Here is a 26464-nt window from a genome sequence, read left to right as displayed (position 1 = left end):
GATCGTCAAGACGGGTTGTGTAATTGCCTGGGGCGCGCAACGCAGGCAAAGCGGCGCGTGGCAGGCGCGTCCATCGCAGCGCGCTGCGGCGCGCACTGACTACATATCACGCCGAGCGTGACAGTGGCACCGATTGCTCGCGCTGCACGACGCGCGCAGGCACGAAATGACACGAGAATTCGCTGCCGCGTCCCACTTCGCTTTCGATGTCCAGGCGCGCCTGATGCAGCCCCAGGATGTGCTTGACGATCGACAGCCCCAGCCCGGTGCCGCCGCTCTCGCGCGAGCGGCTGCTGGACACACGGTAGAAGCGTTCGGTGATGCGCGGCAGGTGCGAGGCGGGAATGCCATAGCCGGTGTCGCGCACGGCCAGCGCCGCACCATCGCCTTCGCGCACGAAACGGATCGTCACCGTGCCGCCGCCGGGCGTGTAGCGCACCGCATTGGTCACCAGGTTGGAAAACGCACTGTGCAGCTCCTTGTTGGAGCCGAGCAGATCCACGCCGGCCTCGTCGATCACCTCCACGGTGTGGCGGCCCTGGCTGTGCGCCTCGGCCTCGCGGCGCAAGGTCGACAGCATCGGCGCCATCGCCACGTGTTCTTCGCCGAGTTCTTCCTGCGATTCCAGCCGCGACAGCGTCAGCAAGTCTTCGACCAGCTGCGCCATGCGCTGGGACTGCTTGCGCATTTCCGCCAGCATCGGACCCGAATCGGGGAAGTCTTCCGGGTCGAGCATGTCCAGATAACCGTGCACCACCGTCAGCGGGGTACGCAGTTCATGCGAGACGTTGGCCACGAAATCGCGTCGCACCTGTTCCAGCCGCAGCAGCTTGCTGACATCGCGCGCCACCAGCAGCCAGTAGTCGTCGGAGTAGGGGATCAGGCGCAGATTCAGGCGCAGATCCGGGTCTGCCGGCGAGGCGGCATCCAGCATCGGCTCGGCGTTGCGCCCGGCCGCCAGCCAATGCGCCAGCGGCAACGGCTGCAGCCGCTCCACGATCGACACGCCCATGTCGCCGGGATGGTGCAGGCCGAGCAAACCGCCGGCCGCCTTGTTGAACCACTGCACGCGCTGGCTGTTGCGATCCACGACCACCACTGCATCCGGCAGCGCCTGCGCTGCGGCGCGGTAGGTGCGCAACATTTCGATCAGGCGCCGCTTGCGCGCGCGCATTTCGTCCTGGCTGCGATACAGCAGCCGGTCCAGTTCGTTCCAGGCCCCGATTCCGGCCGCAGGCTCGGCACGCTGGCGTGCAGTCAGCCGCCGCAGCACCTGGCGCAGCCGCCAGTAATGCCAGGCCAGCACGCCCAGGGCGGTGAGCGTCAGCGCCATCCACACATGTCCGATCAGCACGCCGACGACGACGGCAGCGCCCAACAACAGCGCGAGGGTGCCGAGCGTCTTGAGCCAGGCGGAACGAATGTGTTGAGGCATGGAAGGCGTTACCACGAAGCGTCAGGTAGGCAGCCACCCGGCCGGACTGCGGCCGGGGCGGCTTTGCGGCACGTCAGGTCGCCGAGGAAAAACGATAGCCCGAGCCGCGCACGGTCTGCACCATGTTTTCCAGCCCGAACGGTTCCAGCGTCTTGCGCAGGCGGCGGATATGCACGTCGATGGTGCGCTCTTCCACATACACGCTGCCACCCCAGACATGGTCCAGCAGCTGGGTGCGCGTATACACGCGCTCGGGGTGTGTCATGAAAAAGTGCAGCAGACGATATTCGGTCGGGCCGATCGGCACCGGCGCATCGCCGGCGAACACCCGGTGCGCGGCGCCGTCGATGCGCAGCTTGCCGACCGCCACGCTACCGTCTTCGTCGTCTTCGCGGGTGCGCCGCATCACCGCGCGGATGCGCGCCAGCAGCTCGCGTGCCGAGAACGGCTTGACCACGTAATCGTCGACGCCGGCTTCCAGGCCGCCCACGCGGTCGTTTTCTTCGCCGCGCGCGGTGAGCATGATGATCGGAATCTCGCGGGTCAGCTGCTCCTTGCGCCAGCGCCTTGCCAGGTCCAGCCCGCTGGTGCCCGGCAACATCCAGTCCAGCAGGATCAGGTCCGGCACGCGGTCGGCGATGGCGGTCTGCGCCTCGCGGGCATCGCCGGCATGGATGGGCTCGAACTCGCCTTTGCGCAGCGCGAACGCCACCATGTCGCGGATCGCGGGTTCGTCATCGACGATCAGAATGCGTTTCTGCACGCGGGGCTTACCGTCTGGCTTTGGTTGATCGCCAGTAGACTACGGTTTTGTGACTCTAATGTGACATCGCCGGCGGCGCCTGCGTGGCGAAACAGGGGCGTGAAGCGGACTGGGCAGTTCCGTTACCGGCCGGCGGCCGCGCGATACCGTGCCGTCGTGAACAGGCCGGCAATGCATCGGCGATCAGCGCGTGGACAAATCCGGGTCGCGGATCCCCTGGCGACGCAGCTCCAGCACGGTTGGGGTGATCGCGGCGATGCGCGCATCCACGCGCGCCCGTGTCACATAGTCGAGATCTTTCTTCTTCAGTGCTTCCAGCTGGATCAGGGCCTGTTCGGCGCGGCCGTTCAAGAACGCCGCCTCCGCATACGCTTCGCTGGCGCGCAATGGGTCGCCGGACAGCTCGCAGGCCCGCGCGTAGCTCTGTTGCAGCAATGGGTCGTCGCTGCTCCGGTGCAACAACGGTTCCAGCACCTGGCGCGCGCGCTGGCCGGATTCCTTGCTGGCCTGCTCGTTGAGCGCAGTGGCATAGGTCAGCGCAACCGCGCGGTTGTTCGGCAATTGCTTGAGCAGCGCATCGAAGCGGGCATTGGCCGCCTCGCGCGGACCCACGCGCGCCTGCGCCTCGCTCAGGCCCAGCGCCAGCCACACATTGTCCGGATGCGCCTCGAGCAGGCTGGTCAGCTCGGCCACCGGCTCGCCCGGCCGCCCGCCGCTGTTGCGCAGCCGCGCCAGCGCCAGGCCATAGCGCTGCGGATCGCTCAAGCCTTGTTTGGCGCTGCGGCGAAGGTTTTCGTACTCGCGAATGGCCGCATCCGGCGTGGCTGCGCTGAGCACGCGCAGGCGTTCCTTGGCCCAATCGAAACCCTGCTGGTCGCCGCCGCGGCTGAGCGCATCCACCGGCAACCGCAGCGCGTAAGGGAGCAGCGCGTTGCCATTGCGACTGAGCGGCTCCGACAGCGACGGGTCGGCCGGGTCTACGCGCTCCTGGCGCGTCCCGCCCGGCACCGAGGTGGTCAGCACCACGGTGTTCTTCTTCATCTGTTCGGCGCGCGACTTGGCCTCGCTGATGCGGGTGACGGTCACCGGATGGGTCTGCAGGAAATCCGGCGCGCTGTAGCCGCCCTCGTTGGCGCGCATCGCCACCGACATGCGCTCGAAGAAGCCGGCCATCGCATCCACGTCGTAGCCGCTGCGCGCCAACGTGCGGATGCCCAGCCGGTCGGCTTCGGATTCGTTGGAGCGGGTGTAGTCGATCTGGCGCTGCTGCATCAGCCCCATCGCGCTGGTGATGGTGGCCATGGTGGCGTCGCCCTTGGAGTTGCCCCCGGCCTGCTGCGCTGCCACCACCGCCGCCAGCATGCCGAGCAGGATCGGAATCTGGTCGCGCTGCGCTCGCTCCACTCCACGTAGCACGTGCTGCTGGGTGACGTGGGCGATTTCGTGCGACAGCACCGCCGCCACTTCGTCCTCGCGCTCGGCGGTCAACACCAACCCGGCATTGACGGCGATGTAGCCGCCCAGCGTGGCGAATGCATTGATCTGGCGGTCGCGCAGCATGAAAAACGTAAACGGCTGCTGCGGTTGGTCGCTGTTGGCGCCCAGCCGGGTGCCCATGGTCTGCAGCCAGTCTGTGATCAGCGGGTCGTCCAGCACGTAGTCGTAGTTGCGCAACTCGGCCAGCATCATCCGGCCGTATTCGGCCTGGCGGGTCGGGGTCAGCAACTCGCCGGCCGACGAACCGATATCGGGCAGGCGGCTTTCCTGCGCAGGTGCCACGCCCATGGCGACGGCCAGCGTGAGGGCAGTGGCGAGCGGTAGCAGGCGCAAGTGGAACTCCCAGGTGGTGCGCGGAGCATGCGGGCAGCCCGGCGCAGAGGCGTGAATCATCGGTTAACCCACAGTGTTGCGGTGACGACATGGAAATTCCAGTCGCCCGGTACCATGTGTCAGACCTCACACCAACCACGGAGTTTCCCGTGAGCCAAGACCATACCGAGCAGGACGCGGCCTCCGGCCCGCAGATCACCCTGTATTCCTCTGCCATCTGCCCGTATTGCGTGGCGGCCAAGAACTTCCTCAAGAGCAAGGGCAAGACCTGGACCGAGGTGCGGATCGACCTGGACCCGGCCGAACGCGACAGGATGATCGCCCTGGCCAAGCGCACCAGCGTGCCGCAGATCTTCGTCGGCGACGTCCACGTGGGCGGCTACGACGACATGATGGCCATGCATCGTGCCGGCAAGCTCGAGCCGCTGCTGGCCGGCAGCGCGGGCGGCCAGGCATGAGTGGTCCCGACGACGGCAGCGCCGACCGCCTGCGCGAGTTCACGCAATTCCGCCAGCGCATGAATCAGCGCATCCTGGCCGAGCCGAACCAGGTGGTGCGGCGGTTCTTCGCGCTGGACACCCAGACCTACCAGGCCGGCGCGCTGGACGTGAAGACCAAGGAACTGCTCGGCCTGGTCGCCTCGATGGTGCTGCGCTGCGACGACTGCATCAGCTATCACGTGGCCCAGTGCAAGGAAGCCGGCGTGAGCCGGGAAGAGTTCTTCGAAACCTTCTCGGTCGGCCTGGTGGTCGGCGGCTCCATTGTCATCCCGCATCTTCGCCGCGCGGTGGATTTCCTGGACCAGCTCGAAGGCGGCGCGCAGGCGCCGGCCCAGCACGCACACGACTGAACGGGTCGCTGCGGCACGCAAGTGTCGGTCGGGGTTCGTCAAAGCGAGTAACGCACGCGCCGCCCACCGAGGCGGCGCGTTGCGTTCGGGCGCCTGCACCCTTAGACCAAGGTCGGTTTGGGCGCCTTCACCGGCATCGGGCATAATTGCCCGTGAAACCTCCTTGCGCCGCTCTGCCGGGTATCGCGGCTGGCGCTCCCCCCTTCAAGTTCGGAAACCCAACGTTATGACGCAGACAATCACGGTCATCCGCGGCGACGGCATCGGCCCGGAGATCATGGATGCCACGCTGTTCGTGCTCGACGCGCTGCAGGCTGGCCTGACCTACGAGTACGCCGACGCCGGCCTGGTCGCCCTGGAAAAGCATGGCGATCTGCTGCCCGAGTCCACTCTGGCGTCGATCAGCAAGAACAAGGTGGCGCTGAAAAGCCCGCTGACCACGCCGGTCGGCGAGGGTTTCAGCTCGATCAACGTCGCCATGCGTCGCAAGTTCGACCTGTACGCCAACGTGCGTCCGGCCAAGTCGTTCCCGAACACCAAGTCGCGTTTCGCCGACGGCGTGGACCTGATCACCGTCCGCGAAAACACCGAAGGCGCGTACCTGAGCGAAGGCCAGACCGTGTCCGAGGATGGCGAGACCGCGTTCTCCGGCACCCGGATCACCCGCAAGGGCTCCGAGCGCATCGTGCGCTACGCCTTCGAGCTGGCCAAGAGCACCGGCCGCAAGAAGGTCACCGCCGTGCACAAGGCCAACATCATCAAGTCGACCTCGGGCCTGTTCCTGAAGGTGGCACGCGATGTCGCCGCGCAATATCCGGACATCGAATTCCAGGAAATGATCGTCGACAACACCTGCATGCAGCTGGTGATGCGTCCGGAGCAGTTCGACATCATCGTGACTACCAACCTGTTCGGCGACATCATCTCCGACCTGTGCGCCGGTCTGGTCGGCGGCCTGGGCCTGGCCCCGGGTGCCAACATCGGTCTGGACGCGGCGATCTTCGAAGCCGTGCACGGCTCGGCGCCGGATATCGCAGGGCAGGGCAAGGCCAACCCGTGCGCGCTGCTGCTGGGCGCAGCGCAAATGCTGGACCACATCGGTCAGCCGCAGAACGCCGAGCGCCTGCGCGAAGCCATCGTCGCTACCCTGGAAGCCAAGGATTCGTTGACCCCCGACCTGGGCGGCACCGGTAACACCATGGGCTTTGCCAAGGCCATCGCCAGCCGCCTCTGAGCGCACTGGCAAATTGCACAAACAGAAAGGGCGCCTAAGCGCCCTTTCTGTTTGCTCGGGATTCCTCCTGAGCCGTCCTCGGTCATCGAGCGCAGGGGAAACGCTGTTGCGATTCCCCAATCCCGATTCCCCGCTCAATTGCGCGACTGCAGCTTCGACAGCAGGCGCAGGAACTCGATGTACAGCCACACCAGCGTCACCATCAGGCCGAATGCGCCGTACCACTCCATGTGCTTGGGCGCACCGTGCTCGACGCCGCTCTCGATGAAGTCGAAGTCCAGCACCAGGTTCAGTGCTGCCACCACCACCACGAACAGGCTGAAGCCGATGCCGATCAGGCCCGAGTCGTGGATGAAAGGGATGCGCACACCGAACAAGCCCAGCACGATGGTCGCCAGATACACCAGTGCAATGCCGCCGGTGGCTGCGACCACGCCCAGCTTGAAGTTCTCGGTGGCCTTGATCATGCCGCTGCGATACGCGAACAGCAGCGCGAACAGGGTGCCGAAGGTGAGCAGGACGGCCTGGAACACGATGCCGTTGAAGCGCGCTTCGTACACCGCAGAGATCGAGCCGAGGAAGAAGCCTTCGATCAATGCATACAGCGGCGCCGTGATCGGTGCCCAGGTCGGCTTGAAGCTGGTGGCCAGCGCGAATACCAGGCCGCCAATCGCGCCGGCGATCATGTAGATGCGCGCGACGGGCAGCGGCATGCCATCGGCCCCGATCGATTGCGACCAGGCGAAGGCGGCCGTGATCACCGCCATCAGCAACAACGCGCCGGTCTTGTTGACCGTGCCGTTGAGGGTCATCGCCTGACCGTCGCGGGTGACGATCGAGCCGGAGCCGGAGTCGAGGAATGTGGATTCCCGAAGGGCAGGGTTACCGCTACGCATGCATGTTCTCCATGAAAATAGTGCTCAGCCTACTGGCGAACGTTGGTGTGAGGATAGCTGATCGTTCAAGTTACACAGGGTGATTGACAGCGAGGCCAATCATTCCCAAAATAGCCGACCTTTCGAGCCTTCGGGATTGAAAGGTCCCGCCGGGGTATAGCGCAGTCTGGTAGCGCGCCTGCTTTGGGAGCAGGATGTCGGGGGTTCGAATCCCTCTACCCCGACCATTCCGAGCTTTCGACGGCGTGGGAATGCGAAGTTCGGTCCGGGCGCCCGTAGCTCAACCGGATAGAGCACCGGCCTTCTAAGCCGGCGGTTACAGGTTCGAGTCCTGTCGGGCGCGCCATCGGCGGTACGGTAGGAAGCAGGTTTTCAGTGGTGGCTGTAGCTCAGCTGGTTAGAGTACTGGATTGTGATTCCAGATGTCGGGGGTTCGAGTCCCCTCAGCCACCCCACTGATGACGAGCGATTGCAGGAATGTTCGACCCGATGTGTCACGGGGTGTTGCAACGAAGCAAAAATGCACATACAATGTGCGACCAGTTTCAGGGCCGTTAGCTCAGTTGGTAGAGCAGTTGACTCTTAATCAATAGGTCCAAGGTTCGAATCCTTGACGGCCCACCAAATAAAAGCACTTAGGCGTCTGCCTAGGTGCTTTTCTTTTTCCCGGACTGAAAACAGAGGCGCGCTCGTTGGCCTGCTGTGAACGCATCGAGGCCGCAATAGTTGGCGTCGCCCGCGCAAGATCCGGCTGGATACCAATGGCTTTACAACGCCCTTGGGCAACGCTCGCTATCGAATGCCTTGGCTGGAGCGCGCTTGCCGCAGCCGCGGTCAGCGATCGAACCCCGGTGAGATCGTCGGCGATGCCAGAAGTAGCGCCGTGCGCCATTCCTGCACCACGTCGTTGCCTGTGCTGAGCGCGTGCGCGAACTGCTCTGCGCGATCTGCAAGCAGTTGCAGGAAGCAGCCATGTCACTCATAAGCGCGTCCGTGCAACACCCGCAACAGGCGTCTAGCCTCGCTGCACGCGCGGAAATGCCAGCACGAAGCGCGCACCCTGGCCCGGCGCCGAGAAGACGTCTATAAAACCGCCGGCCTGGCGCACGGCGCTATAGACCTGCGCCAATCCCAGGCCAGCGCCCTTATTGGCGTGCTTGGTGGTGAAGTACGCCTCGAATAACCGCGCCTGCACCACGCTGTCCATGCCGTGCCCGGTATCGGCAACCGCGATGGTCATGTAGTGCCCGGCCGGTTTGGCCAGTCGCGCCTGCTCCTCGGTGACGAAGGTTTCGCCAGTTTCCACACTGATGCAGTCGCCGCTGGTGCAGGCATCGCGCGCATTGATCACCAGGTTCAAGATGGCGCGCTCCACGGTGTGGCGGTCGACCATCGCGCAGCATCCGCCCTCTGCGGTGCGCAGCTGCAACCGCAGGTCTGCGCCGACCACCTGTTCCAGTAACGGGCTGAGCTGTTGTGCCAGTTCGGCCAAGTCCACCGCTTCGGGGCTGTAGGGGTACTGACGCGAGAAGCCGACCAGGCGCTGCGCCATCACCGAGCCATGTTGAAGCGCCGCGTCGGCCACGCTTAGCAACTTGGCGTCGTGCGCGTCGATCTGCGCGCGCTGCACGACCAGGTCGATCGCCGATGTGGCAGCCTGCAGCACGTTGTTCAAGTCGTGGACCACGCCTGCCAGCAGTTGTCCTACCGCTTCGCCTTTCTGCGCCTGCTCGGAGATCTTCTCGGCGGCGTTCTGCGCGGCGCGCGCGATGTCCAGGTCGCCTTCGATGCGCTCGTGCAAGTCGCGCAGGCTGTGCAGCTCGGTCGACAGCGAGGTTTCGCGCGCGCGCGCCAGCACCAGGGCACTGGTGGAAAACGCGCGTTCTGCCGACAGGGTGCTGTCCAGGGTGTGAAAGGCTGCCTCCAGCGCGCGGCGGTCGGAGACATTCCTGCTCACCGCCAGGATGGCCTCGACCTTGCCCAGCTCGTCGAACAATGGGCTGGTAACGACCTGCCAGGTCTGGCGTACGCCGGCCAGGTTCACGCAGCTGGCCTCGAATTCCCGGGGTGCGCCTTTGGCCGCCTCGGCCATGGCCGCATCCACCATGGCCGCCGCCTCGGGTGGCCACAGCTCGCGCCAGGGGCGGGCAACAACCTGATCCGCAGAACTGGCCCCAAGTCCGACCAGTCCGTTGCGGTTGACCGACGTGATTCGCCCATCCAGGTCGATCTCTTTGATGCAATCGCGCGACAGTGCCACGATCTGGCGATATCGGTCTGTCATTGCAATTGCTGCCCCCGGGCTGGAATTAACGGAATTTTCGCAAATCCGGTTGCTGCAATGTGCCGGTAGCGAACATGGGCTTTGTCTGGATTCAGGCGGGGCTAGCCGCTGCCGCCCCCTGCATTGCGTGAAGCCTCAAGTCATCGCGCCAAGCAGCCCATGCCCATTGCAGTCATCACGCGCCCAGGCCTCGCAGCGCTTTTTCTTTACCGGCATCCCTGCAACAATAGCCGGGCATCTACGGCATTGCGAAAGTGGCGGAATTGGTAGACGCACCAGATTTAGGTTCTGACGCCGCAAGGCGTGGGGGTTCGAGTCCCCCCTTTCGCACCAACGCCGCGCGGCCGTGTGGGTTCCGGCCGCTGCATTTCCTGCAAACCAGTCGCTTCTGTCCGTGAGGCCGCTGCACGCATGCCGCTGGCAGCGGCCGCCGTTATCGGCGAAACTACAAGGCTCGGCGGCATTCTCGCCATCCGTCAACCCGCATCTTCCATCTCGTGCCGACGCTGTGCGCTGTCGGTGGCAGGAGTCAACATGCAAGCATCGATCGAATCCACCGGCAATCTGGAACGCCGCCTGACCTTCACCCTGCCGCAGGAGCGCCTGGAGACGCACGTTGGTGGCCGCCTGCGCGAGCTTGCGCGGACCACGCGCATCAAGGGCTTCCGTCCCGGCAAGGTGCCGACCAAGGTGATCGAGCAGCGCTTCGGTCAGCAGGTGCGTGCCGAGGCGATGGAAGGCCTGCTGCGCGAGACCTTCGATTCGGCCGTGCGCGAGCATTCGCTGCGCCTGGCCGGCAACCCGCGTATCGATCAGGGCGAGACCGATTTCGACTTCGTCGCCACCTTCGAAGTGGTGCCGGATTTCGGCGACATCGACGTGACCAAGCTGTCGGTGGTGCGCGCGACCGCTGAAGTGACCGATGCCGACATCGACCAGATGATCGAAAACCTGCGCCTGCAGCGCCGCACCTGGAATCCGGTCGAGCGCGGTGCGCAGGTCGGCGACCTGGTGGCGCTGGAGACCTGGTCGCAGGCCGGCGACGAGCGTCTGCCCGCCGAAGGCGTGGAGACCGGCAGCAGCGTGCTGGGTTCGGGCGTGATGTTCGACCAGATCGAAAAGGGCCTGGAAGGCCTCACCAAGGGTGAAGAAAAGACCCTGACCGTCGATTTCCCCGCCGAATGGCGCGTGCCACAGCTGGCCGGCAAGACCGTGCAGGTGCACGTCAAGGCGGTCGAAGTCTCCGAGCCGGTGTTGCCGGCAGTGGACAAGGAGTTCATCAAGAGCTTTGGCGTGAAGAGTGGCGATGCCGAGCAGTTCCGCGCCGATATCCGTACCAACCTGGAGCGTGAGCTCAAGGGTGCGCTGATGAACCGCCTGCGTCGCGAAGTGGGCGAGCAGCTGATTGCCGCCTACGCGCATGTCGAAATGCCGCCGCGCCTGGTCGAGAACGAAGCGCGTTCGATGCTGGCCCAGCAGGTCGAGCAGGTCCGCCGCAGCGGTCGCGATCCGGGTCAGGTGCCGGCGGACGCGCACCAAGGATTCATGGATGCCGCCGCCAAGCGCGTGCTGGTCGGCCTGCTCGTGGGCGAGGTGGCGCGCCGCAACGAATTGCGCCTGGAATCCAAGCGCGTCAGCGAAACGCTGCGTCTGATCGCTTCGACCTACGAAGAGCCGGAACAGGTCATTGAGATGTACCGCAACGACCCCCAACTGATGAACGGGCTGCAGAGCCGCGTGATGGAAGAGCAGGTGATCGACTGGATCGCCGAGCGCGCCCAGCACACCGAGCAGTCGCTGTCGTTCCAGGACGCCATCCGCGTCTGATCCGGCAGTAAGAGAAGAACCGCGCCCGCAGTCTGGGGTGCGGATGTCGAACACGGGCAGCGGCACAGGCCGCTGCCACAACGGGAAGACTGATGAGCATTGTGACCAAAGCCCTGAACCTGGTGCCCATGGTGGTCGAGCAGACCAGCCGTGGCGAGCGTGCGTACGACATCTACTCGCGTCTGCTGAAGGAGCGTCTGATCTTCCTGGTCGGTCCGATCGACGACCATATGGCCAACGTGATCGTGGCCCAGCTGCTGTTCCTGGAAGCGGACAACCCGGAAAAGGACATCAGCATCTACATCAATTCGCCCGGTGGCGTGGTCACCGCCGGCATGGCCATCTACGACACCATGCAGTACATCAAGCCGGACGTCAGCACCATCTGCGTCGGCCAGGCCGCCTCGATGGGCGCATTGCTGCTGGCGTCGGGTGCGGCGGGCAAGCGTTATGCGCTGCCGAATTCGCGCGTGATGATCCATCAGCCGCTGGGTGGCTTCCAGGGCCAGGCGACCGATATCGACATCCACGCGCGCGAGATCCTGACCCTGCGTTCGCGCTTGAACGAGATCCTGGCCAAGCACACCGGCCAATCGCTGGAGACCATCGCGCGCGACACCGAACGCGACAACTTCAAGAGCGCGGTCGATGCGCAGGCCTACGGCTTGGTGGATCAGGTGCTCGAGCGTCGTCCGGAAGAGTCGATCCAGCCCTCTTGATCGTCAAGCCACTGAAATTGTAGGAAAAACCGGCAGGGTCGGGCGGGGCGAATGTCCTCCCGACCCTGTGCTATTCTCGAAATCGAACCCCCGTGCATCGGGTGGGGTAACTGGGTAACAGAAGCATGAGCGAAGACCGCCAAGGTCGTTCCGGCGACAGCAACAAGATTCTCTACTGCTCGTTCTGCGGTAAGAGTCAGCATGAAGTCCGTAAGCTGATTGCCGGTCCCAGCGTATTCATCTGCGATGAGTGCGTTGAGCTGTGCAACGACATCATCCGCGAGGAACTCGAAGAGAAGGCGCAGTCGGCACGTTCCAGCCTGCCCAAGCCGCGCGAGATTCTCGAGGTGCTAGATCAATACGTGATCGGGCAGTTGCGCGCCAAGCGCACGCTCGCCGTAGCGGTGTACAACCACTACAAGCGTATCGAGAGCCGCAGCAAGAACGATGACGTCGAGCTGGCGAAATCCAACATCCTGCTGGTCGGCCCGACCGGTTCGGGCAAGACGTTGCTGGCCGAAACGCTGGCGCGCCTGCTCAATGTGCCGTTCACGATCGCCGATGCCACCACGCTCACCGAAGCCGGCTATGTCGGCGAGGACGTGGAAAACATCATCCAGAAGCTGTTGCAGAAGTGCGATTACGACGTCGAAAAGGCGCAGCAGGGCATCGTCTACATCGACGAAATCGACAAGATCTCGCGCAAGAGCGAGAACCCGTCGATCACCCGTGATGTGTCCGGCGAAGGCGTGCAGCAGGCGCTGTTGAAGCTGATCGAGGGCACGGTTGCCTCGGTGCCGCCGCAGGGTGGCCGCAAGCACCCGCAGCAGGAATTCCTGCAGGTGGACACCAAGAACATCCTGTTCATCTGCGGCGGCGCGTTCGCCGGGCTGGACAAGGTCATTCAGCAGCGTTCCAACGATGCCGGCGGCATTGGCTTCGGCGCCAAGGTCAAGAGCAGCGAGCGCAAGCAGGAAGTGGGCAAGATCCTGGCCGAAGTCGAGCCGGAAGATCTGATCAAGTTCGGCCTGATTCCCGAGTTCGTCGGCCGTCTGCCGGTGGTCGCCACGCTGGAAGAGCTGGACGAGCCGGCGCTGATCAAGATCCTGACCGAGCCCAAGAACGCCATCACCAAGCAGTTCAAGAAGCTGTTCGACATGGAAGGCGTGGAGCTGGAGTTCCGCCCCGATGCCCTGTCTGCGATCGCCAAGAAGGCGCTCAAGCGCAAGACCGGCGCCCGCGGCCTGCGCACCATCGTCGAATCGGTGCTGCTGGACACGATGTACGAGCTGCCGTCGCAGGAAAATGTCAGCAAGGTCGTGGTGGACGAGTCGGTGATCGAGCATAAATCCGAGCCGTATCTGATCTACCAGGCGCAACCGGCGCCCGCCAAGGCTGCGTCCGGAGACTGAGTCCGTTGGCCGCCTCGCCAGGCCTCGGCCTCGCTGGTGGATAACCGCTTTCCGAACGCTACTTGCAACACCTCGCCGATGGCCCCATAACGGGGCCATCGGCTTTTTACTGCCCCAAAAACCCCCATTCCTGCGGAGTGCCCCATGGCCCAGTCCCAACCAGAAATTCTCGATCTGCCAGTGTTGCCGCTGCGCGACGTGGTGGTGTTTCCGCACATGGTGATCCCGCTGTTCGTCGGCCGCGACAAGTCGATGCGTGCGCTGGAAAAAGCGATGGAGGCGGACAAGCGCATCCTGCTCGTTGCGCAAAAGTCGGCCGAGACCGACGACCCGGCTGCCGGCGATCTGTATACCGTCGGCACCCTGGCGCAGGTGCTGCAGCTGCTCAAGCTCCCCGATGGCACCATCAAGGTGCTGGTCGAGGGTCTGTCGCGGGTCACCGTGGACAAGGTGGTCGAGCAGGACGGCGCGTTGCAGGGGCAGGGCACCGAAATCGAAGCCAGCGATGCGCGTGAGCCGCGCGAGGTGGAAGCGATTGCGCGATCGCTGATGTCGCTGTTCGAACAGTACGTCAAGACCAATCGCAAGCTGCCGCCGGAGCTGCTGCAGACCTTGGCCGGCATCGATGAGCCGGGCCGCCTGGCAGACACCATCGCCGCCCACATCGGTGTGCGTCTGGCCGACAAGCAGCGCCTGCTGGAGATCACCGACATCGGCGAGCGGCTGGAATTGCTGGTCGGCCTGGTCGATGGCGAAATCGACGTGCAGCAGCTGGAAAAGCGCATCCGCGGCCGCGTGAAGTCGCAGATGGAAAAGAGCCAGCGCGAGTACTACCTCAACGAGCAGATGAAGGCGATCCAGAAGGAACTGGGCGACCTGGACGATGCGCCCGGCGAGCTGGAAGAGCTGGCGCGCAAGATCGCCGAGGCGGGCATGCCCAAGCCGGTCGAAACCAAGGCCAAGGCCGAGCTCAACAAACTCAAGCAGATGTCGCCGATGTCCGCCGAGGCGGCCGTGGTGCGCAACTACCTGGACTGGCTGCTGGGCGTGCCGTGGAAAAAGCGCACCAAAGTGCGCAAGGACCTCAAGGTTGCCGAAGACACGCTGGACGCCGATCACTACGGCCTTGACAAGGTCAAGGAACGCATCCTTGAGTACCTGGCCGTGCAGTCGCGCGTGAAGCAGATGAAGGGGCCGATCCTGTGCCTGGTCGGGCCGCCGGGCGTGGGCAAGACCTCGCTCGGGCAGTCGATCGCCAAGGCGACCAACCGCAAGTTCGTGCGCATGAGCCTGGGCGGCATTCGCGACGAGGCCGAAATTCGGGGCCACCGCCGGACCTATGTCGGTTCGATGCCGGGCCGCCTGGTGCAGAACCTCAACAAGGTCGGCAGCAAGAACCCGCTGTTCCTGCTGGACGAGATCGACAAGATGTCGATGGACTTCCGTGGCGACCCGTCGTCGGCGTTGCTGGAGGTGCTCGATCCGGAGCAGAACAACTCGTTCAACGACCACTATCTGGAAGTCGATCTTGACCTGTCGGAGGTGATGTTCGTCGCCACCTCCAACTCGCTCAATATTCCGGGTCCGTTGCTGGACCGCATGGAAGTGATCCGCATCCCCGGCTACACCGAGGACGAGAAGCTCAACATCGCCACGCGCTACCTGGTGCCCAAGCAGATCAAGGCCAACGGCCTGAAGCCGGAAGAGATCGAAATCGCCAGCGATGCGATCCAGGACATCGTGCGCTACTACACGCGTGAGTCGGGTGTGCGTAATCTCGAACGCGAAGTGGCCAAGATCTGCCGCAAGGTGGTCAAGGAGATCGCGCTCGCAGGTCCGCAGCCGGCGGCAAAAAAGGCGGTAGCCAAGAAGGGCAAGCCGAAGGCACTGGTCACCGTCAACGCGAAGAATCTCGACAAGTATCTGGGCGTGCGTCGCTTCGACTTCGGCCGTGCCGAAGAAGAAAACGAGATCGGTCTGGTCACGGGTCTGGCATGGACCGAAGTCGGCGGCGAACTGCTGCAGGTCGAGTCCACCTTGGTGCCGGGCAAGGGCAACCTGATCCTCACCGGCCAGCTCGGCAATGTCATGAAGGAATCGGCATCGGCTGCATTGTCGGTGGTGCGTTCGCGCGCCGAGCGGCTTGGCATCGATGTGGATTTCCTGCAGAAGCAGGACGTGCATGTGCATGTGCCTGACGGCGCCACGCCCAAAGACGGTCCGAGCGCAGGTATCGCGATGGTGACCTCGCTGGTGTCGATACTGACCCGGGTGCCGATCCGCGCCGACGTGGCGATGACCGGTGAGATCACCCTGCGTGGGCGGGTATCGGCGATCGGTGGCTTGAAGGAGAAGTTGCTGGCGGCCCTGCGCGGCGGCATCCGCACCGTGCTGATCCCCGACGAGAACCGCAAGGATCTGGCCGACATCCCGCCGAACGTGACCCGCGATCTGAAGATCGTGCCGGTGAAGTGGATCGACGAGGTGCTCGATCTGGCGTTGGAACGTCCGCTCGCGCCGAAGAAGGCCGGCAAGGAAAAGGCACGCAAGGCGGCCTCGCGCGTGACCGTGCGCGGCAAGTCGCGTAGCACGCCGGGTACCCGCGTCAAGCACTAACGAGGGCTGTCTGAGCCTCGCCAAAACAAGCCAAAACCCGCGTCGTTATTGGGTTTTGGCTTGCGTGCTGTTGGGGGCGCTGGTATAAATGCACGACTCGTGGGCGCGGCAAATGTGATGCGTCATGCGATACCACTTGTGTCGGGTTCTTCGCTTACGGCAAGAGCGCCGATTGTCGATTCCGCGGCATCTGCCGCAAAGGGAGTTTCAAGAATGAATAAAACCGAATTGATCGATGGCGTTGCCGCTGCCGCTGACATCTCCAAGGCTGAAGCTGGCCGTGCTGTTGACGCGGTTGTGAGCGAAATCACCAAGGCACTGAAGAAGGGCGACGCCGTCACCCTCGTTGGCTTCGGTACCTTCCAGGTCCGCGAGCGCGCCGAGCGCACCGGCCGCAATCCGAAGACCGGCGACAGCATCAAGATCGCTGCTTCGAAGAATCCTGCATTCAAGGCTGGTAAAGCCCTGAAGGATGCAGTAAACTAATCGACTCGCTAGGGTGCTTAGCTCAGCGGTAGAGCGTCTCCCTTACACGGAGAGGGTCGGGGGTTCGAAACCCTCAGCACCCACCATTAAGCACCAGGCAAATGTTTCAAGCGCGGAGCGGTAGTTCAGCTGGTTAGAATGCTGGCCTGTCACGCCGGAGGTCGCGGGTTCGAGTCCCGTCCGCTCCGCCAGTTACACGCGAAGCCCCTGAGCAATTGGGGGCTTCGTTTTCTCCACGAAATTCGTCATGCGAATGGAGTGGGGGCAGATGTCCAAGTTTAAAGCGGAGCGGTAGTTCAGCTGGTTAGAATGCTGGCCTGTCACGCCGGAGGTCGCGGGTTCGAGTCCCGTCCGCTCCGCCAGTTATACGAAGCCCTCGGCCCTGTGCCGGGGGCTTTTTTTTTGGATGTCGGTTGATGGATGTGGGGCCATGCAGGCATGCAGGCATGCCGGTGTGGCGTATTGCAGCGCATCCGCCAGCGGCGCGTTCTGCTGCGTCTGAAGGTGCTCGGGTATCTGGCCCGGCTGGCGCCGTTCGCCCTGGACCGATAAATGCGCCACGACAGCATCGTCACGGGCATTGGGCTGGGTGCCTGGCGTCAAGCGCGTTACACTGCGCGGCTCGCCCACAGGCCGTGATTTGCCAATGCTGCAGAAACTTCGCGACAAGACGTCAGGCTGGATCGCTACCGCCATCCTGGGGTTGCTGATGATTCCGTTCCTGTTCGTCATCGACAACAGCTACCTCGGCGGCATTGGCGCCAACAACGTAGCCAAGGTGCAGGCGCCGCCGACCTGGTGGAAATCGGCACCGTCGTGGTGGCCGGTCTCTTTGCTGTGGCAGCACCATGAAATCAGCACGCAGGATTTCCGCGCGCGCTTTGAGCAGGCGCGCATGCAGGAGCGTCAGCGTCAGGGCGAGAAATTCGATCCGCGCACCTTCGAGTCCCGCGAAAACAAGCTGCAGGTGCTCGACCAACTGGTCGACGAACAGGTGGTGCGACTGGGGGCGGAAGACGCTGGAATCGTCATCGGCGATGCGACCGTGCGCGATTACATCGCCAACATTCCCGCATTCCAGGTCGATGGCAAGTTCAGTCCCGACCAGTACCGCGCCGCACTCGCGCAGGGCACGCCGCCGCGCACGCCAGCGCAGTTCGATGCGCTGGTGCGCGATAGCCTGCAGCAGTCGGTCATCCCGCAGGCGGTGGCGGAGTCCGGCTTTGCCACCAAGTCCGAGTTCGAGCGCCTGCTCAAGCTGATGGGCGAAACGCGCGATGTGGAGCTGGCGATGCTGCCGCCACCGGCCGCAGATACCGCGCCGGTGAGCGATGCGCAGATCAAGCAGTGGTACGACGGGCACGCGCAGGATTTCCGTCAGCCGGAAACCGTGACGATCGAATACGTGGAGCTCAACGCCGCCACGATGCCGCCAGCCACTGCGGCCGACGAGGCCACGCTGCGCAAGCGCTATGAAGACGAGAAGGCACGTTTCGTCGAGCCGGAGCAGCGTCTTGCGTCGCACATCCTGATCAGCGCCGGCGCCGATGCAGCCGCGCAAAAGGCTGCCGAGGCAAAGGCCGCCAAGCTCGCTGCCGAGGCCAAGCAGCCGGGTGCCGACTTTGCTGCGCTGGCCAAAGCCAATTCGCAGGACCCCGGCTCCAAGGATGCCGGCGGCGACCTGGGCTGGGTCGAGAAGGGCGCGATGGTCAAGCCGTTCGAGGACGCGCTGTTCTCGATGAAGGCTGGCGAGGTGGTCGGCCCGATCAAGAGCGAATTCGGCTACCACGTGATCCAGCTGCGTGAGGTCAAGGGCGGCCAGGGCAAGTCGTTCGAGCAGGTGCGCGACCAACTGGCTGCCGAGCAGCTCAAGGCTGACGCAGACAAGGCCTTTGCCGATGTCAGTGGCAAGTTGGTGGACCAGGTTTACAAGAACCCCACCGCACTGGAGCCGGCGGCCAAGCAGGTCGGCTTGCCGGTGCAGACCTTGGGGCCGTTCTCGCGCAGTGATGCCAGCGGTGTTGCTGCCAACCCGGCTGTGCTGCGCGCGGCGTTCTCAGAAACGCTGGTGCAGGACGGTACGGTGAGCGATCCCATCACCATCGCGCCGAACCATAGCGTGGTGTTGCGTGTCACCAACCACACCGCCGAACAGGCCCTGCCGTTGGACAAGGTGCGCGACAAGGTGACCGCGGCAATCCGTGCGGACCGTGCCGAGAAGGTCGCCGCGGCTGCTGCCGATGCCTTGCTGGCACGCTTGCAGAAGGGTGAGACGCTGCAGGCGCTGGCCGACAGCGAGAAGCTGCAGGTGCAGCCGATCCCGGGGCTACCGCGGACGGCACCGATCCCGACCCCGGCTGCGAACCGTGCGATCTTCAGCGCGCCGCGACCGACCGAAGGCAAGCCGTCGGTTGGCAAGGTGGAGCTGGATGGCGGGCGCTTTGCTGTCTTTGTCATCAGCAAGGCGACGCCGGGCGATCTGAAGCAGATGCCGGCCGAGCAGCAGACGATGCTGCGCGAGCAGTTGAGCCAGATCGACGGAAACAACGCTGCGCAGGCTTACGTCAAGGAAATGCGCAAGCGCTACAAGATCCAGATCGAAGAAGCCCAGCTGTAAGGCTGGATAATCGATTGGTGAGAAAAGCCCGGGCAACCGGGCTTTTTCTTTGGGCGTTTGTCGTGGAGAACACCGGCCGGCTGGCGCGCAGTCGCCGTCGATCTTACGCGGCGCATATCGATTTGCCGGCGGTGTCTGCGCGCTGCATGGCTGCCGGGAGCTGCGATTCCTGGGCGCCAATCGCCGGTTGTCGGCTAGTCGCCTGACGATCTGGCAGTCGTCGCTGACGCTCGATTGGGCGACGGCGCGCGCGGGGAGCGCTCCTGACAGACATGCCAGGTGTCCCGCTGATGATCTCTGGTGGCCGGGTCAGCTGAATGGCTAGGCGGGATTGACTCGCCGGGGAGCACCGCACACATCGTGGCGCGCATTGCAGAGAGGCCTGCAAGCTTCGAGTTTTGCCGGAGCTCGGCTGGCCCGTACAGCGCCAAGTCGGTTGCCCGGCGCGACGCGCAGCAGGCGCTAACTGTGCCTTTGCACCCCGGCAACGCTCAAGATCCATCTTTCGCGACCGAAGCGGCCTGACGAGAAGGCTGGGTTGGTGAGCGAAGTTCAGGATCGGCGCGATCATGCCGCCTACCGCCTACCGCCTACCGCCTACCGCCTACCGCCTACCGCCTACCGCCTACCGCCTACCGCCTACCGCCTGCCTGTGCCCACGACAACGTCCAAGGTGCGTCGCACCTTGGCGCGTCACTTTAGGGCGAGTCGTCGAACGACAGCACCATGCCAGGCTTCAGAATGGCGCTTTTGTCCAGGCCATTGGTGGCGAGCAGCGTCGTCACGGTGATGCCATAGCGGCGTGCGATCGCCCAGGCCGATTCGCCATTGCGCACGGTGTGGGTACGTGCTGGCGAGGTCGACGCTTTGCTGGCTGCAGAGGCAACGGCGGTCGGTGCGGGAGTGCTGCTGGCGGCGCCAGTTCCCACCTCGGCAGAGGCGACCATGGCGCTATTTGCACCGGGCTGCGGCGGCGCAAGCGGCGCAAGCACGTGCACGCCGCGCGGCGCAGCGCGCGCGCCAGCGAGGGCGGGATTCAGGCGCGCGAGCAGTTGCGGCTCGATCGCGCGCTGTCCGGCCCAGGCGTTGAGACTGGTGCCTGCCGGCAACGCATGTTCGGTGAGGACGGGCACCTGGCGATCCAGCGACGTCAGCAGGTTGCCCTGCTGTTGCGCGTGATCCAGCACGCAGGCAAGTGCGTGCAGTTTCTCCACATAGTCGTAGGTGACCTTGGACATGCCCGGCAATTCGGAGGGGCGTGCGTTTTGCGCGTTCATCCCGGCGCTGCGCATTGCCTGCAGCACGCGGTACTCGCCGGCGTTGTAGGCCATCAGGGCCAAGCGCCAGTCTCCGCCGAACATGCCGTAAAGGGTTTTGAGATAGCGCACCGCCGCAGTGGTGGAGTCCACTGCCGACAGGCGTCCGTCGTATTGCGCACCGACCGGCACCTGGTGGTTGCGCGCGGTGGTCGCGATGAACTGCCACAGGCCGGCAGGGCCGCTGCCGTTGCGGGCCCCGGGGCGGTAGCCGCTTTCAACGAATGGAATCAGCGCAAATTCGGTCGGCATGTCGGCCTTGCGCAACTCGTCCACGACATAACCGAATAACGGCAGGACATCCTGCGCATCGTCTGCCAGACGTGCCGGGGCGCGCGAAAAATGCTGTTCCCAGCGGGCATCGCTATGGGCGCTGTCGCAGCCCGGGTCGGCGCGACCGTCGAGAAAGGCCGAAAAAATCTCGCGCCCGTTGCGGAGGCTTGGCGCGCTGACTTGCGCGGCCTGGCTACTGGCGGGGGCGGAGCTTGCGTCGTTGGACGATGCGGCTGCCGGTGCGATGGCCGAACAGGCGGCCAGCACTGTCAAAACCAGGCGCCTCATGCGCGAAATTCGTCTTTCCAGCGCCGAAGTTCGGCGAAAACATCGACTTCAGAGGAAAGCTCGCTGGCTACGCGCGGTGCTACTGCAGCGCGGATCTCGGGGCGGCCGGTGCGTAAGAACGGATTGGTGGCCAGTTCACTCTTGAGCGAAATCGGCAGGGTAGGACGGGCTGCATGACGCATGGCCTGGGCTTCCTGTTGACGGCGCTGCAAGGCAGCGTTGGTGGGATCGACGTGCAGCGCGAAGGCCGCGTTGGCCAAGGTGTATTCGTGGCCGCAACACACAAGCGTTTCGCCAGGCAGGGAGGCCAGGCGCTGCAACGAGTCGAACATCTGGGGAGCGGTACCTTCGAACATCCGCCCACAGCCTAGGCTGAACAGGGTATCACCGCTGAACAGGTAGCCGTCAGCGACGAAGGCGATGTGGCTGCGGGTGTGGCCGGGCACCTGGAGCACCTGGAACTCGACATCGAGCAGGCGCAAGCGCTCGCCCTGGCCCACCTGACGCGCGTGGGCCGGGATGCGTTCGTCGGCCGGGCCGAACAACGCCAGGTTCGGCCAGCGCTGCTGGAGCTCGGCAACGCCGCCGATGTGATCGCCGTGGTGGTGGGTGAGCAGGACGGCGCTCGGCACCAGGCCCTGGTGCTGCGCGGCAGCCAGGACCGGCTCGGCCTGACCGGGGTCGACAATGATGGCGCGGCCATCTGCAGCGATCAGCGCCCAGATGTAGTTGTCGTCGAATGCGGGCAGGGCGATCAGTCGCATAGAATTGGGACCATGCCTGCCCCGCCATTCTCACGTCAAGCTGGCGTCTCATCCTGGTTTGAAACCGGCGCGGGGCGCGGCCTGCTTCAGCTGGAGCGTCGTCTGGCGTTGGAAGCGCTACAGACACGGCCGTCGCAGCCGTGGTTGTGGCTGACGCCGACCGCCGACATGCCTGCGCGCGAGTTGCTGCAAGGGCGCGGTTTGCGCCTGCATCGCAGTGCCGGGCGCTTTGCCGGTGACGCACGCTGCGCGCTGCCGTTTCCGCTGCCGACCGAGAGCCTGCAGGCGATCGTGGCGCAACATGCAGTGGTTGGCGGGGCAGCGGACTTTCTGGCCGAATGCGAGCGTCTGCTGATGCCCGGCGGCCGTCTGTGGCTGTTCACGCTCAATCCGATGAGTCCCTACCGCTTCCGCTGGGCGCGGCGCGGGCCGGTCGCGTTGCGCCCGGATCGCTGGCGCCTCCTGGCCCAGCGTGCCGGTCTGCATAGCGTGCAGGCCGAGCGCTACCTGGGGCCGATCTGGCGCCCCAGCGGCGAGTCCACCGACCCCGGCCGGGCACCATGGCGCGCGGTGTATCTGCTGGAAGTGGAAAAGCGTGCTGCCGCGGCGATCGGGCCGACGCCGATCGCCCTGCCTGCCCGCTGGCCACAGCCGGTGGCCACGATCTGACCTGTTTACGTTCAACTCTGGAACCTGATGAAATCCATTGAAGTGCATACCGATGGCTCCTGCCTCGGCAACCCCGGCCCGGGCGGCTGGGCGGCCTTGCTACGTTACAACGGCCGCGAAAAGGAGCTGGCCGGCGGCGAGGCGGTATCGACGAACAACCGCATGGAATTGATGGCGGCGATCATGGCGCTGGAAACGCTGACCGAGCCGTGCCAGATCGTGTTGCATACCGATTCGCAGTACGTGCGCCAGGGCATCACCGAATGGATGCCGGGGTGGGTGCGACGCAACTGGAAGACCGCCGGTGGCGATCCGGTCAAAAATCGCGAGTTGTGGGAGCGGTTGCACGCGGCCACGCAGCGCCATCGCATCGATTGGCGTTGGGTGAAAGGCCACAATGGCGACCCGGACAACGAGCGCGTCGACGTGCTCGCCCGCAATCAGGCCATCGCCCAGCGCGATGGTCTTGCGACATCGTAAGAGGACACATGCGTCAGATCATTCTCGATACCGAAACCACCGGCCTGGAATGGCGCAAGGGCAACCGCGTCGTCGAAATCGGCGCGGTGGAGCTGCTGGAGCGGCGCCCGAGCGGCAACAATTTCCATCGTTACCTGAAGCCGGACTGCGACTTCGAGCCGGGCGCGCAGGAGGTGACCGGGCTGACCCTGGAATTTCTGGCCGATAAACCGCTGTTCGGCGAGGTGGTGGATGAGTTTCTCGCCTATATCGACGGCGCGGAACTGATCATCCACAACGCTGCATTCGACCTGGGGTTTCTGGACAACGAACTGGCGCTGCTGGGCGATCACTACGGGCGCATCGTCGAGCGCGCCACGGTGGTCGATACCTTGATGATGGCGCGCGAACGCTATCCGGGGCAGCGCAATTCCCTGGATGCCCTGTGCAAGCGTCTGGGCGTGGACAACTCGCATCGCCAGCTGCACGGCGCGTTGCTCGATGCCCAGATCCTGGCCGATGTGTATATCGCGCTGACCTCGGGCCAGGAGGAAATCGGGTTTGCCAGTGCCGATGCCGGTCAGCAGACCGATGCGGCGAGCGGCGTGATTGCGTTCGACCCGGCGCTGCTGTTGCCGCGTCCGCGCGTTGCGGTGACCGCTTCCGAATTGCAGGCCCACGAGGCACGCTTGGCGCAGCTGCGCAAGAAGGCAGGGCGTGCGTTGTGGGATCCGCCGGTCGAGGAGATTGCGGTCGCCGGGTGAGGCGTCTGGCCGGAGGTACTTTGCTCGCGCGCGGCGCTACGTCAGTAACTGCGCACCAGGATCGCGGTGATGTTGTCCGAACCGCCGCCATCCAGTGCGGCGGCGACCAGGCATTCCACGCATTCCTGCGCGCTGCAATCGGCCTGCGACAACGTGGCCGCGATTGCGGCATCGTCCACTTCTTCGGTCAGGCCGTCGCTGCACAGCAACAGCTGCATGCCGGATTTGAGTTCGCCTTGCATGATGGCGACATTCAGATGCGCCGGGTCGGTCACGCCGAGTGCCTGGGTCACCACGTTGCGATGCGGGTGCGCGCGTGCCTGCTCGCTGGTCAGCGTGCCCTGGGCGATGAGCTCCTGCACATAGCTGTGGTCCTGGCTCAGCTGCGCCAGCCGGCCATCGCGCCACAGGTAGGCGCGGCTGTCGCCAACCCAGGCCACTTCGAAACGCTGGCCGAGTACGCGCGCGGCGACCACGGTGGTGCCCATCGGCAAGGTGTCGTTGCAGCGGCGCGAGGTCTTGATGATCTCTTCGTCGGCGATGCGTACCGCCTGCGCCAGCGGGGTACCGGCGCGGACTTCGCGCACGATGGTTTCGCGGGCCAGTGCGCTGGCCACTTCCCCGCAGGCATGCCCCCCCATGCCATCGGCGACCAGCCACAATCCCAGCTCGCTGTCGCCGTAGTAGGTGTCCTCGTTGAGGTCACGGCGCAGGCCGACATGGGTGAGGTGTCCGAATTCGAGCATGGGGCCGGGTCGCCAAGGAGAAGATGCGCCACCATCATCGCGGCCCGGCCGGTTAGCGGCAACACGCCTCGCACGAGTGCCGCAGCACCGGTTCACGCCTGGACGCGCGCTGGCCCTGCCTGCGCCGGCCCGGGCCGCTTGTGGCGCGGGCCATGTGCCCGTATGATGCACGGCCCCAGGACACTGGGGACCATCTGGAGAGGTGGCAGAGCGGTTGAATGTACCTGACTCGAAATCAGGCAGGCGTTTATAGCGCCTCGGGGGTTCGAATCCCCCCCTCTCCGCCAGATTCGCATCAGCCCCCGCAAGGGGGCTTTTGTTTATGTGTGGCAGTCGCCGGCCGCGGCGATGACTACAATCCGCCCGATCCCCGTTGGAGGCCTGTCATGTCCGAGATCCTGGTGCCCGTGTCTTTTGGTGAACTGCTCGACAAGATCGCGATCCTGCAGATCAAGTCCGAGCGCATGCGCGATGCAGCCAAGTTGACCAATGTGCGCAACGAGCTGTCTGCGCTGGAAACCAGCTGGATGGCGCATCCGGCCGCCGGCCACGACATCGTGCGCCTGCGCGCCGAGCTCAAGGCCGTCAATGAGCGACTGTGGGTGATCGAGGACGACATCCGCCTCAAGGAGCAGGCGCAGAGCTTCGATGACGCCTTCGTGCAGCTGGCGCGCAGCGTGTATATCGAAAACGACGAGCGCGCGCGCATCAAGAAGGAGATCAACCTGGCGCTGGGTTCTTCGTATGTGGAAGAAAAGTCCTATCAGGACTATCGCGCCACTGGCGGCTGAGCGCATTGACGTGGTGATTGCGCGGGTGGTCTGAACGGCGCGATTGGTTGCAGGACGCGTTCGCTCGATCTCAGCCCACTTGCGCAGGCGCCGCTGCAACTTGCTCGACGCTGGATTGCCGAGCCACATACAGCGGCTGATGAAATGACTGAACGGCAACGAGGCGCGCGTAGTCGGTGCGTAGGCGTTGCATGTCACGCGTCGACTCGGGTGGTGAGCGCCCGCCGTCCACGCCACCCGGCAACTGCCGTGGTCAGTCTTGCTCGATCCTGTAGCGAGTGCGTCGTGGTGCTGCGCGCGGTGTCTGCCGCACCAACTATGCGGCGCTGTGGCTGTGGCGGCGATCGATTGCCGATCGCCGGTGCCGAGAATCAGCGTGAGTGGTCGGCGCGATAACGCTCGAAGGCGGCGATCGCATCGTCCACGGTGATCAGCGCCATCACCTCGTCGAATTCGATCTTCGTTCCCCAGCGTAGCTGGTCGGCTGGCTTGTGCAGGAATTTGCGCGCGGCGGCGTCGTAGCGGTCCACGCAATAGCGCACGTCCGAATACGGGCCGCTTCGTCGCGGGTTGCTGGCCGCATGCAGGCCGAGCACCTTGGTGCCCATGGCGTTGGCGATATGCATCGGCCCGGAATCCGGCGTGACCACCAGGTCTGCGCGCGCAAGCAGTGCGGGCAGTTGTTTGAGGGTGTCCTTGCCAACCAGATCCAGCACCGGCGTGCGTGTGGCCGCAACGATGGCATCGGCAGTGCTGCGTTCCAGGTCGCTGCGGCCGCCGCACAGCACGATCCGCCAGCCCTGCGCGGCGGCATGATCGGCCAGCGCGGCGAGGCGATCGGGATACCAGTTGCGACGCGGGTGGCTGGAGCAGGGCGAGATCATCAGTACAGGGCGGCCATCGTCGTCCCATTGCGCGCGTGCCCAGGCATGCGCCTGGTCGGGCACCGGCAGGTCCCAGCGCACCTGGGTCTGGCGCAGGCCCAGCGGCTCGGCAAAGCTGCCGATGGCGTCGAGCACGTGGATGCCGGGGCGATCGGCGATGCGCTCGTTGACGAACAGGCCGTGCAGGTCCTTGGAGCGGCTGCGGTCGTAGCCGATGCGTCGCCGCGCCGGCACGAAGGCCGACAGCACATTGGCCCGAAAGGCCACCTGCATCTGCAGCAAGGCATCGAAGCGGCCCAGCGGTGCCAGCGACCGGCGTAGTGCGCGCATGCCGGCCACCCCGCTGCGTTTGTCGTAGGCGTGGAATTGCACGCCGGGCAGACCCTCGAGCAATTTCAGCCCGGCCTTGTCGATGACCCAATGCAGTTGGGTTTCAGGAAACCCGGCCTGCAACGTCCGTACCAGCGGCACCACGTGCGTGACATCGCCCAGGGCGGACAAGCGCAGCAAACACAGCGATGCGGGCGTTACAGCCATGGTG

The 26464-nt window shown here is 64.7% G+C and carries 22 protein-coding genes and 9 tRNA genes; 22 read left to right on the top strand and 9 right to left on the bottom strand.

The features are described from left to right. Positions 1-106: 106 nt before the first annotated feature. From phoR to AC1POX_RS16835, 3 genes are all read right to left on the bottom strand, one after another. Positions 107-1435 (bottom strand): phosphate regulon sensor histidine kinase PhoR, encoded by a 1329-nt coding sequence (gene phoR, locus AC1POX_RS16845; RefSeq protein ID WP_011346580.1) that lies wholly within the window; start codon positions 1433-1435, stop codon positions 107-109. Positions 1436-1508: 73 nt separating this feature from the next. After that, entirely contained in the window at positions 1509-2198 is a 690-nt protein-coding gene (gene phoB, locus AC1POX_RS16840) for a phosphate regulon transcriptional regulator PhoB (RefSeq protein WP_003483753.1), read from the bottom strand. Between the two features lie 183 nt (positions 2199-2381). Beyond that, on the bottom strand, positions 2382-4028 hold the full coding sequence (locus AC1POX_RS16835) for a M48 family metalloprotease (RefSeq protein WP_481108609.1): 1647 nt from the start codon (positions 4026-4028) through the stop codon (positions 2382-2384). Positions 4029-4177: 149 nt separating this feature from the next. On the opposite strand from AC1POX_RS16835, the gene grxC reads away from it, so the two are divergent. The 3 genes from grxC to AC1POX_RS16820 all read left to right on the top strand — a co-directional run bounded on the left by grxC (position 4178) and on the right by AC1POX_RS16820 (position 6112). Then, positions 4178-4486: a glutaredoxin 3 gene (gene grxC, locus AC1POX_RS16830; protein WP_033478922.1), complete on the top strand. Its 309-nt coding sequence runs from the start codon at positions 4178-4180 to the stop codon at positions 4484-4486. Then, positions 4483-4878 carry a carboxymuconolactone decarboxylase family protein gene (locus tag AC1POX_RS16825; protein ID WP_122273205.1) on the top strand — a complete coding sequence of 132 codons (396 nt, stop codon included), beginning with the start codon at positions 4483-4485 and terminating at the stop codon, positions 4876-4878. The genes grxC and AC1POX_RS16825 overlap by 4 nt, the downstream gene beginning before the upstream one ends. Before the next feature lie 226 nt (positions 4879-5104). Then, positions 5105-6112, top strand: a complete 1008-nt coding sequence (locus tag AC1POX_RS16820; protein WP_008575004.1) for an isocitrate dehydrogenase — start codon at positions 5105-5107, stop codon at positions 6110-6112. A gap of 134 nt (positions 6113-6246) precedes the next feature. On the opposite strand, the gene AC1POX_RS16815 is transcribed toward AC1POX_RS16820, so the two are convergent. Further along, complete coding sequence (locus AC1POX_RS16815; protein ID WP_008575005.1) at positions 6247-7008, bottom strand: Bax inhibitor-1/YccA family protein; 762 nt, start codon at positions 7006-7008, stop codon at positions 6247-6249. Between the two features lie 150 nt (positions 7009-7158). Between AC1POX_RS16815 and AC1POX_RS16810 the strand changes: the two genes are divergently transcribed. The 4 genes from AC1POX_RS16810 (at position 7159) to AC1POX_RS16795 (ending at position 7632) form a co-directional block, all read left to right on the top strand. Beyond that, positions 7159-7235 (top strand) — tRNA-Pro (locus AC1POX_RS16810). A gap of 42 nt (positions 7236-7277) precedes the next feature. Continuing rightward, a tRNA-Arg gene (locus tag AC1POX_RS16805) sits at positions 7278-7354 on the top strand. A gap of 32 nt (positions 7355-7386) precedes the next feature. Next, positions 7387-7463 (top strand) — tRNA-His (locus AC1POX_RS16800). 93 nt (positions 7464-7556) lie between these two features. Further along, positions 7557-7632: transfer RNA gene (locus AC1POX_RS16795), tRNA-Lys, on the top strand. 391 nt (positions 7633-8023) lie between these two features. Here the strand turns inward: AC1POX_RS16795 and AC1POX_RS16790 are convergent. Continuing rightward, positions 8024-9292, bottom strand: a complete 1269-nt coding sequence (locus tag AC1POX_RS16790) for a PAS domain-containing sensor histidine kinase (protein WP_372356410.1) — start codon at positions 9290-9292, stop codon at positions 8024-8026. A gap of 248 nt (positions 9293-9540) precedes the next feature. Here AC1POX_RS16790 and AC1POX_RS16785 point away from each other — a divergent pair. From AC1POX_RS16785 to AC1POX_RS16740, 10 genes are all read left to right on the top strand, one after another. Continuing rightward, positions 9541-9625: transfer RNA gene (locus tag AC1POX_RS16785), tRNA-Leu, on the top strand. A gap of 201 nt (positions 9626-9826) precedes the next feature. Continuing rightward, entirely contained in the window at positions 9827-11119 is a 1293-nt protein-coding gene (tig, locus tag AC1POX_RS16780) for a trigger factor (RefSeq protein ID WP_005913863.1), read from the top strand. Positions 11120-11211: 92 nt separating this feature from the next. Continuing rightward, positions 11212-11838 carry an ATP-dependent Clp endopeptidase proteolytic subunit ClpP gene (clpP, locus tag AC1POX_RS16775; RefSeq protein WP_002806026.1) on the top strand — a complete coding sequence of 209 codons (627 nt, stop codon included), beginning with the start codon at positions 11212-11214 and terminating at the stop codon, positions 11836-11838. Positions 11839-11963: 125 nt separating this feature from the next. Beyond that, positions 11964-13250 carry an ATP-dependent Clp protease ATP-binding subunit ClpX gene (gene clpX / locus AC1POX_RS16770; RefSeq protein ID WP_003483788.1) on the top strand — a complete coding sequence of 429 codons (1287 nt, stop codon included), beginning with the start codon at positions 11964-11966 and terminating at the stop codon, positions 13248-13250. A 144-nt stretch (positions 13251-13394) separates the two neighbouring features. Next, positions 13395-15866: an endopeptidase La gene (gene lon, locus AC1POX_RS16765; protein WP_008575007.1), complete on the top strand. Its 2472-nt coding sequence runs from the start codon at positions 13395-13397 to the stop codon at positions 15864-15866. Between the two features lie 213 nt (positions 15867-16079). Continuing rightward, positions 16080-16352: an HU family DNA-binding protein gene (locus AC1POX_RS16760; protein ID WP_002806049.1), complete on the top strand. Its 273-nt coding sequence runs from the start codon at positions 16080-16082 to the stop codon at positions 16350-16352. A gap of 11 nt (positions 16353-16363) precedes the next feature. Continuing rightward, positions 16364-16438, top strand: a tRNA-Val gene (locus tag AC1POX_RS16755). A gap of 28 nt (positions 16439-16466) precedes the next feature. Further along, positions 16467-16543: transfer RNA gene (locus AC1POX_RS16750), tRNA-Asp, on the top strand. A gap of 94 nt (positions 16544-16637) precedes the next feature. Next, positions 16638-16714 (top strand) — tRNA-Asp (locus tag AC1POX_RS16745). Positions 16715-16998: 284 nt separating this feature from the next. Then, positions 16999-18969, top strand: coding sequence for a peptidyl-prolyl cis-trans isomerase (locus tag AC1POX_RS16740; RefSeq protein ID WP_218498647.1), 1971 nt, complete (start codon positions 16999-17001; stop codon positions 18967-18969). A gap of 698 nt (positions 18970-19667) precedes the next feature. Here the strand turns inward: AC1POX_RS16740 and AC1POX_RS16735 are convergent. Beyond that, positions 19668-20846, bottom strand: coding sequence for a lytic transglycosylase domain-containing protein (locus AC1POX_RS16735; protein WP_029818804.1), 1179 nt, complete (start codon positions 20844-20846; stop codon positions 19668-19670). Continuing rightward, entirely contained in the window at positions 20843-21610 is a 768-nt protein-coding gene (gene gloB, locus AC1POX_RS16730) for a hydroxyacylglutathione hydrolase (RefSeq protein WP_372173352.1), read from the bottom strand. Before gloB ends, AC1POX_RS16735 begins: the two co-directional genes overlap by 4 nt. 12 nt (positions 21611-21622) lie before the next feature. Here gloB and AC1POX_RS16725 point away from each other — a divergent pair, with 12 nt between their 5' ends. The 3 genes from AC1POX_RS16725 to dnaQ are packed head-to-tail and all read left to right on the top strand — an operon-like array spanning position 21623 to position 23502. Next, positions 21623-22279: a class I SAM-dependent methyltransferase gene (locus AC1POX_RS16725; protein ID WP_003483816.1), complete on the top strand. Its 657-nt coding sequence runs from the start codon at positions 21623-21625 to the stop codon at positions 22277-22279. A 27-nt stretch (positions 22280-22306) separates the two neighbouring features. Continuing rightward, positions 22307-22759, top strand: a complete 453-nt coding sequence (gene rnhA, locus AC1POX_RS16720; RefSeq protein ID WP_008571574.1) for a ribonuclease HI — start codon at positions 22307-22309, stop codon at positions 22757-22759. Between the two features lie 8 nt (positions 22760-22767). Next, complete coding sequence (gene dnaQ / locus AC1POX_RS16715; protein ID WP_014089516.1) at positions 22768-23502, top strand: DNA polymerase III subunit epsilon; 735 nt, start codon at positions 22768-22770, stop codon at positions 23500-23502. Positions 23503-23543: 41 nt separating this feature from the next. Here dnaQ and AC1POX_RS16710 read toward each other — a convergent pair whose 3' ends face one another. Then, the gene (locus tag AC1POX_RS16710) at positions 23544-24248 is read right to left on the bottom strand and encodes a PP2C family protein-serine/threonine phosphatase (RefSeq protein WP_003483822.1); all 705 of its coding nucleotides are present in this window, start codon (positions 24246-24248) and stop codon (positions 23544-23546) included. Between the two features lie 196 nt (positions 24249-24444). Here AC1POX_RS16710 and AC1POX_RS16705 point away from each other — a divergent pair. Together AC1POX_RS16705 and AC1POX_RS16700 are read left to right on the top strand one after the other, a co-directional pair. After that, a tRNA-Ser gene (locus tag AC1POX_RS16705) sits at positions 24445-24535 on the top strand. Between the two features lie 99 nt (positions 24536-24634). Then, positions 24635-25039, top strand: coding sequence for a DUF6165 family protein (locus AC1POX_RS16700; RefSeq protein WP_008571564.1), 405 nt, complete (start codon positions 24635-24637; stop codon positions 25037-25039). Between the two features lie 371 nt (positions 25040-25410). Here the strand turns inward: AC1POX_RS16700 and AC1POX_RS16695 are convergent, their stop codons facing one another. Beyond that, positions 25411-26460 carry a glycosyltransferase family 9 protein gene (locus tag AC1POX_RS16695; RefSeq protein WP_372356409.1) on the bottom strand — a complete coding sequence of 350 codons (1050 nt, stop codon included), beginning with the start codon at positions 26458-26460 and terminating at the stop codon, positions 25411-25413. Positions 26461-26464 lie beyond the last annotated feature (4 nt).

This window comes from Xanthomonas sp. NCPPB 3442 (assembly GCF_056725145.1).
Note: the sequence above shows the minus strand (reverse complement) of the source record. Positions and strands in the feature narration are given on the sequence as shown.

What these genes read in the sequence shown, in the direction of transcription:
- phoR (WP_011346580.1), bottom strand. Translation starts at nt 1,435, where the DNA reads ATGCCTCAACACATTCGTTCCGCCTGGCTCAAGACGCTCGGCACCCTC.
- AC1POX_RS16825 (WP_122273205.1), top strand. Translation starts at nt 4,483, where the DNA reads ATGAGTGGTCCCGACGACGGCAGCGCCGACCGCCTGCGCGAGTTCACG.
- AC1POX_RS16820 (WP_008575004.1), top strand. Translation starts at nt 5,105, where the DNA reads ATGACGCAGACAATCACGGTCATCCGCGGCGACGGCATCGGCCCGGAG.
- AC1POX_RS16815 (WP_008575005.1), bottom strand. Translation starts at nt 7,008, where the DNA reads ATGCGTAGCGGTAACCCTGCCCTTCGGGAATCCACATTCCTCGACTCC.
- AC1POX_RS16790 (WP_372356410.1), bottom strand. Translation starts at nt 9,292, where the DNA reads ATGACAGACCGATATCGCCAGATCGTGGCACTGTCGCGCGATTGCATC.
- tig (WP_005913863.1), top strand. Translation starts at nt 9,827, where the DNA reads ATGCAAGCATCGATCGAATCCACCGGCAATCTGGAACGCCGCCTGACC.
- clpP (WP_002806026.1), top strand. Translation starts at nt 11,212, where the DNA reads ATGAGCATTGTGACCAAAGCCCTGAACCTGGTGCCCATGGTGGTCGAG.
- clpX (WP_003483788.1), top strand. Translation starts at nt 11,964, where the DNA reads ATGAGCGAAGACCGCCAAGGTCGTTCCGGCGACAGCAACAAGATTCTC.
- lon (WP_008575007.1), top strand. Translation starts at nt 13,395, where the DNA reads ATGGCCCAGTCCCAACCAGAAATTCTCGATCTGCCAGTGTTGCCGCTG.
- AC1POX_RS16760 (WP_002806049.1), top strand. Translation starts at nt 16,080, where the DNA reads ATGAATAAAACCGAATTGATCGATGGCGTTGCCGCTGCCGCTGACATC.
- AC1POX_RS16740 (WP_218498647.1), top strand. Translation starts at nt 16,999, where the DNA reads ATGCTGCAGAAACTTCGCGACAAGACGTCAGGCTGGATCGCTACCGCC.
- AC1POX_RS16735 (WP_029818804.1), bottom strand. Translation starts at nt 20,846, where the DNA reads ATGAGGCGCCTGGTTTTGACAGTGCTGGCCGCCTGTTCGGCCATCGCA.
- gloB (WP_372173352.1), bottom strand. Translation starts at nt 21,610, where the DNA reads ATGCGACTGATCGCCCTGCCCGCATTCGACGACAACTACATCTGGGCG.
- AC1POX_RS16725 (WP_003483816.1), top strand. Translation starts at nt 21,623, where the DNA reads ATGCCTGCCCCGCCATTCTCACGTCAAGCTGGCGTCTCATCCTGGTTT.
- rnhA (WP_008571574.1), top strand. Translation starts at nt 22,307, where the DNA reads ATGAAATCCATTGAAGTGCATACCGATGGCTCCTGCCTCGGCAACCCC.
- dnaQ (WP_014089516.1), top strand. Translation starts at nt 22,768, where the DNA reads ATGCGTCAGATCATTCTCGATACCGAAACCACCGGCCTGGAATGGCGC.
- AC1POX_RS16710 (WP_003483822.1), bottom strand. Translation starts at nt 24,248, where the DNA reads ATGCTCGAATTCGGACACCTCACCCATGTCGGCCTGCGCCGTGACCTC.
- AC1POX_RS16700 (WP_008571564.1), top strand. Translation starts at nt 24,635, where the DNA reads ATGTCCGAGATCCTGGTGCCCGTGTCTTTTGGTGAACTGCTCGACAAG.
- AC1POX_RS16695 (WP_372356409.1), bottom strand. Translation starts at nt 26,460, where the DNA reads ATGGCTGTAACGCCCGCATCGCTGTGTTTGCTGCGCTTGTCCGCCCTG.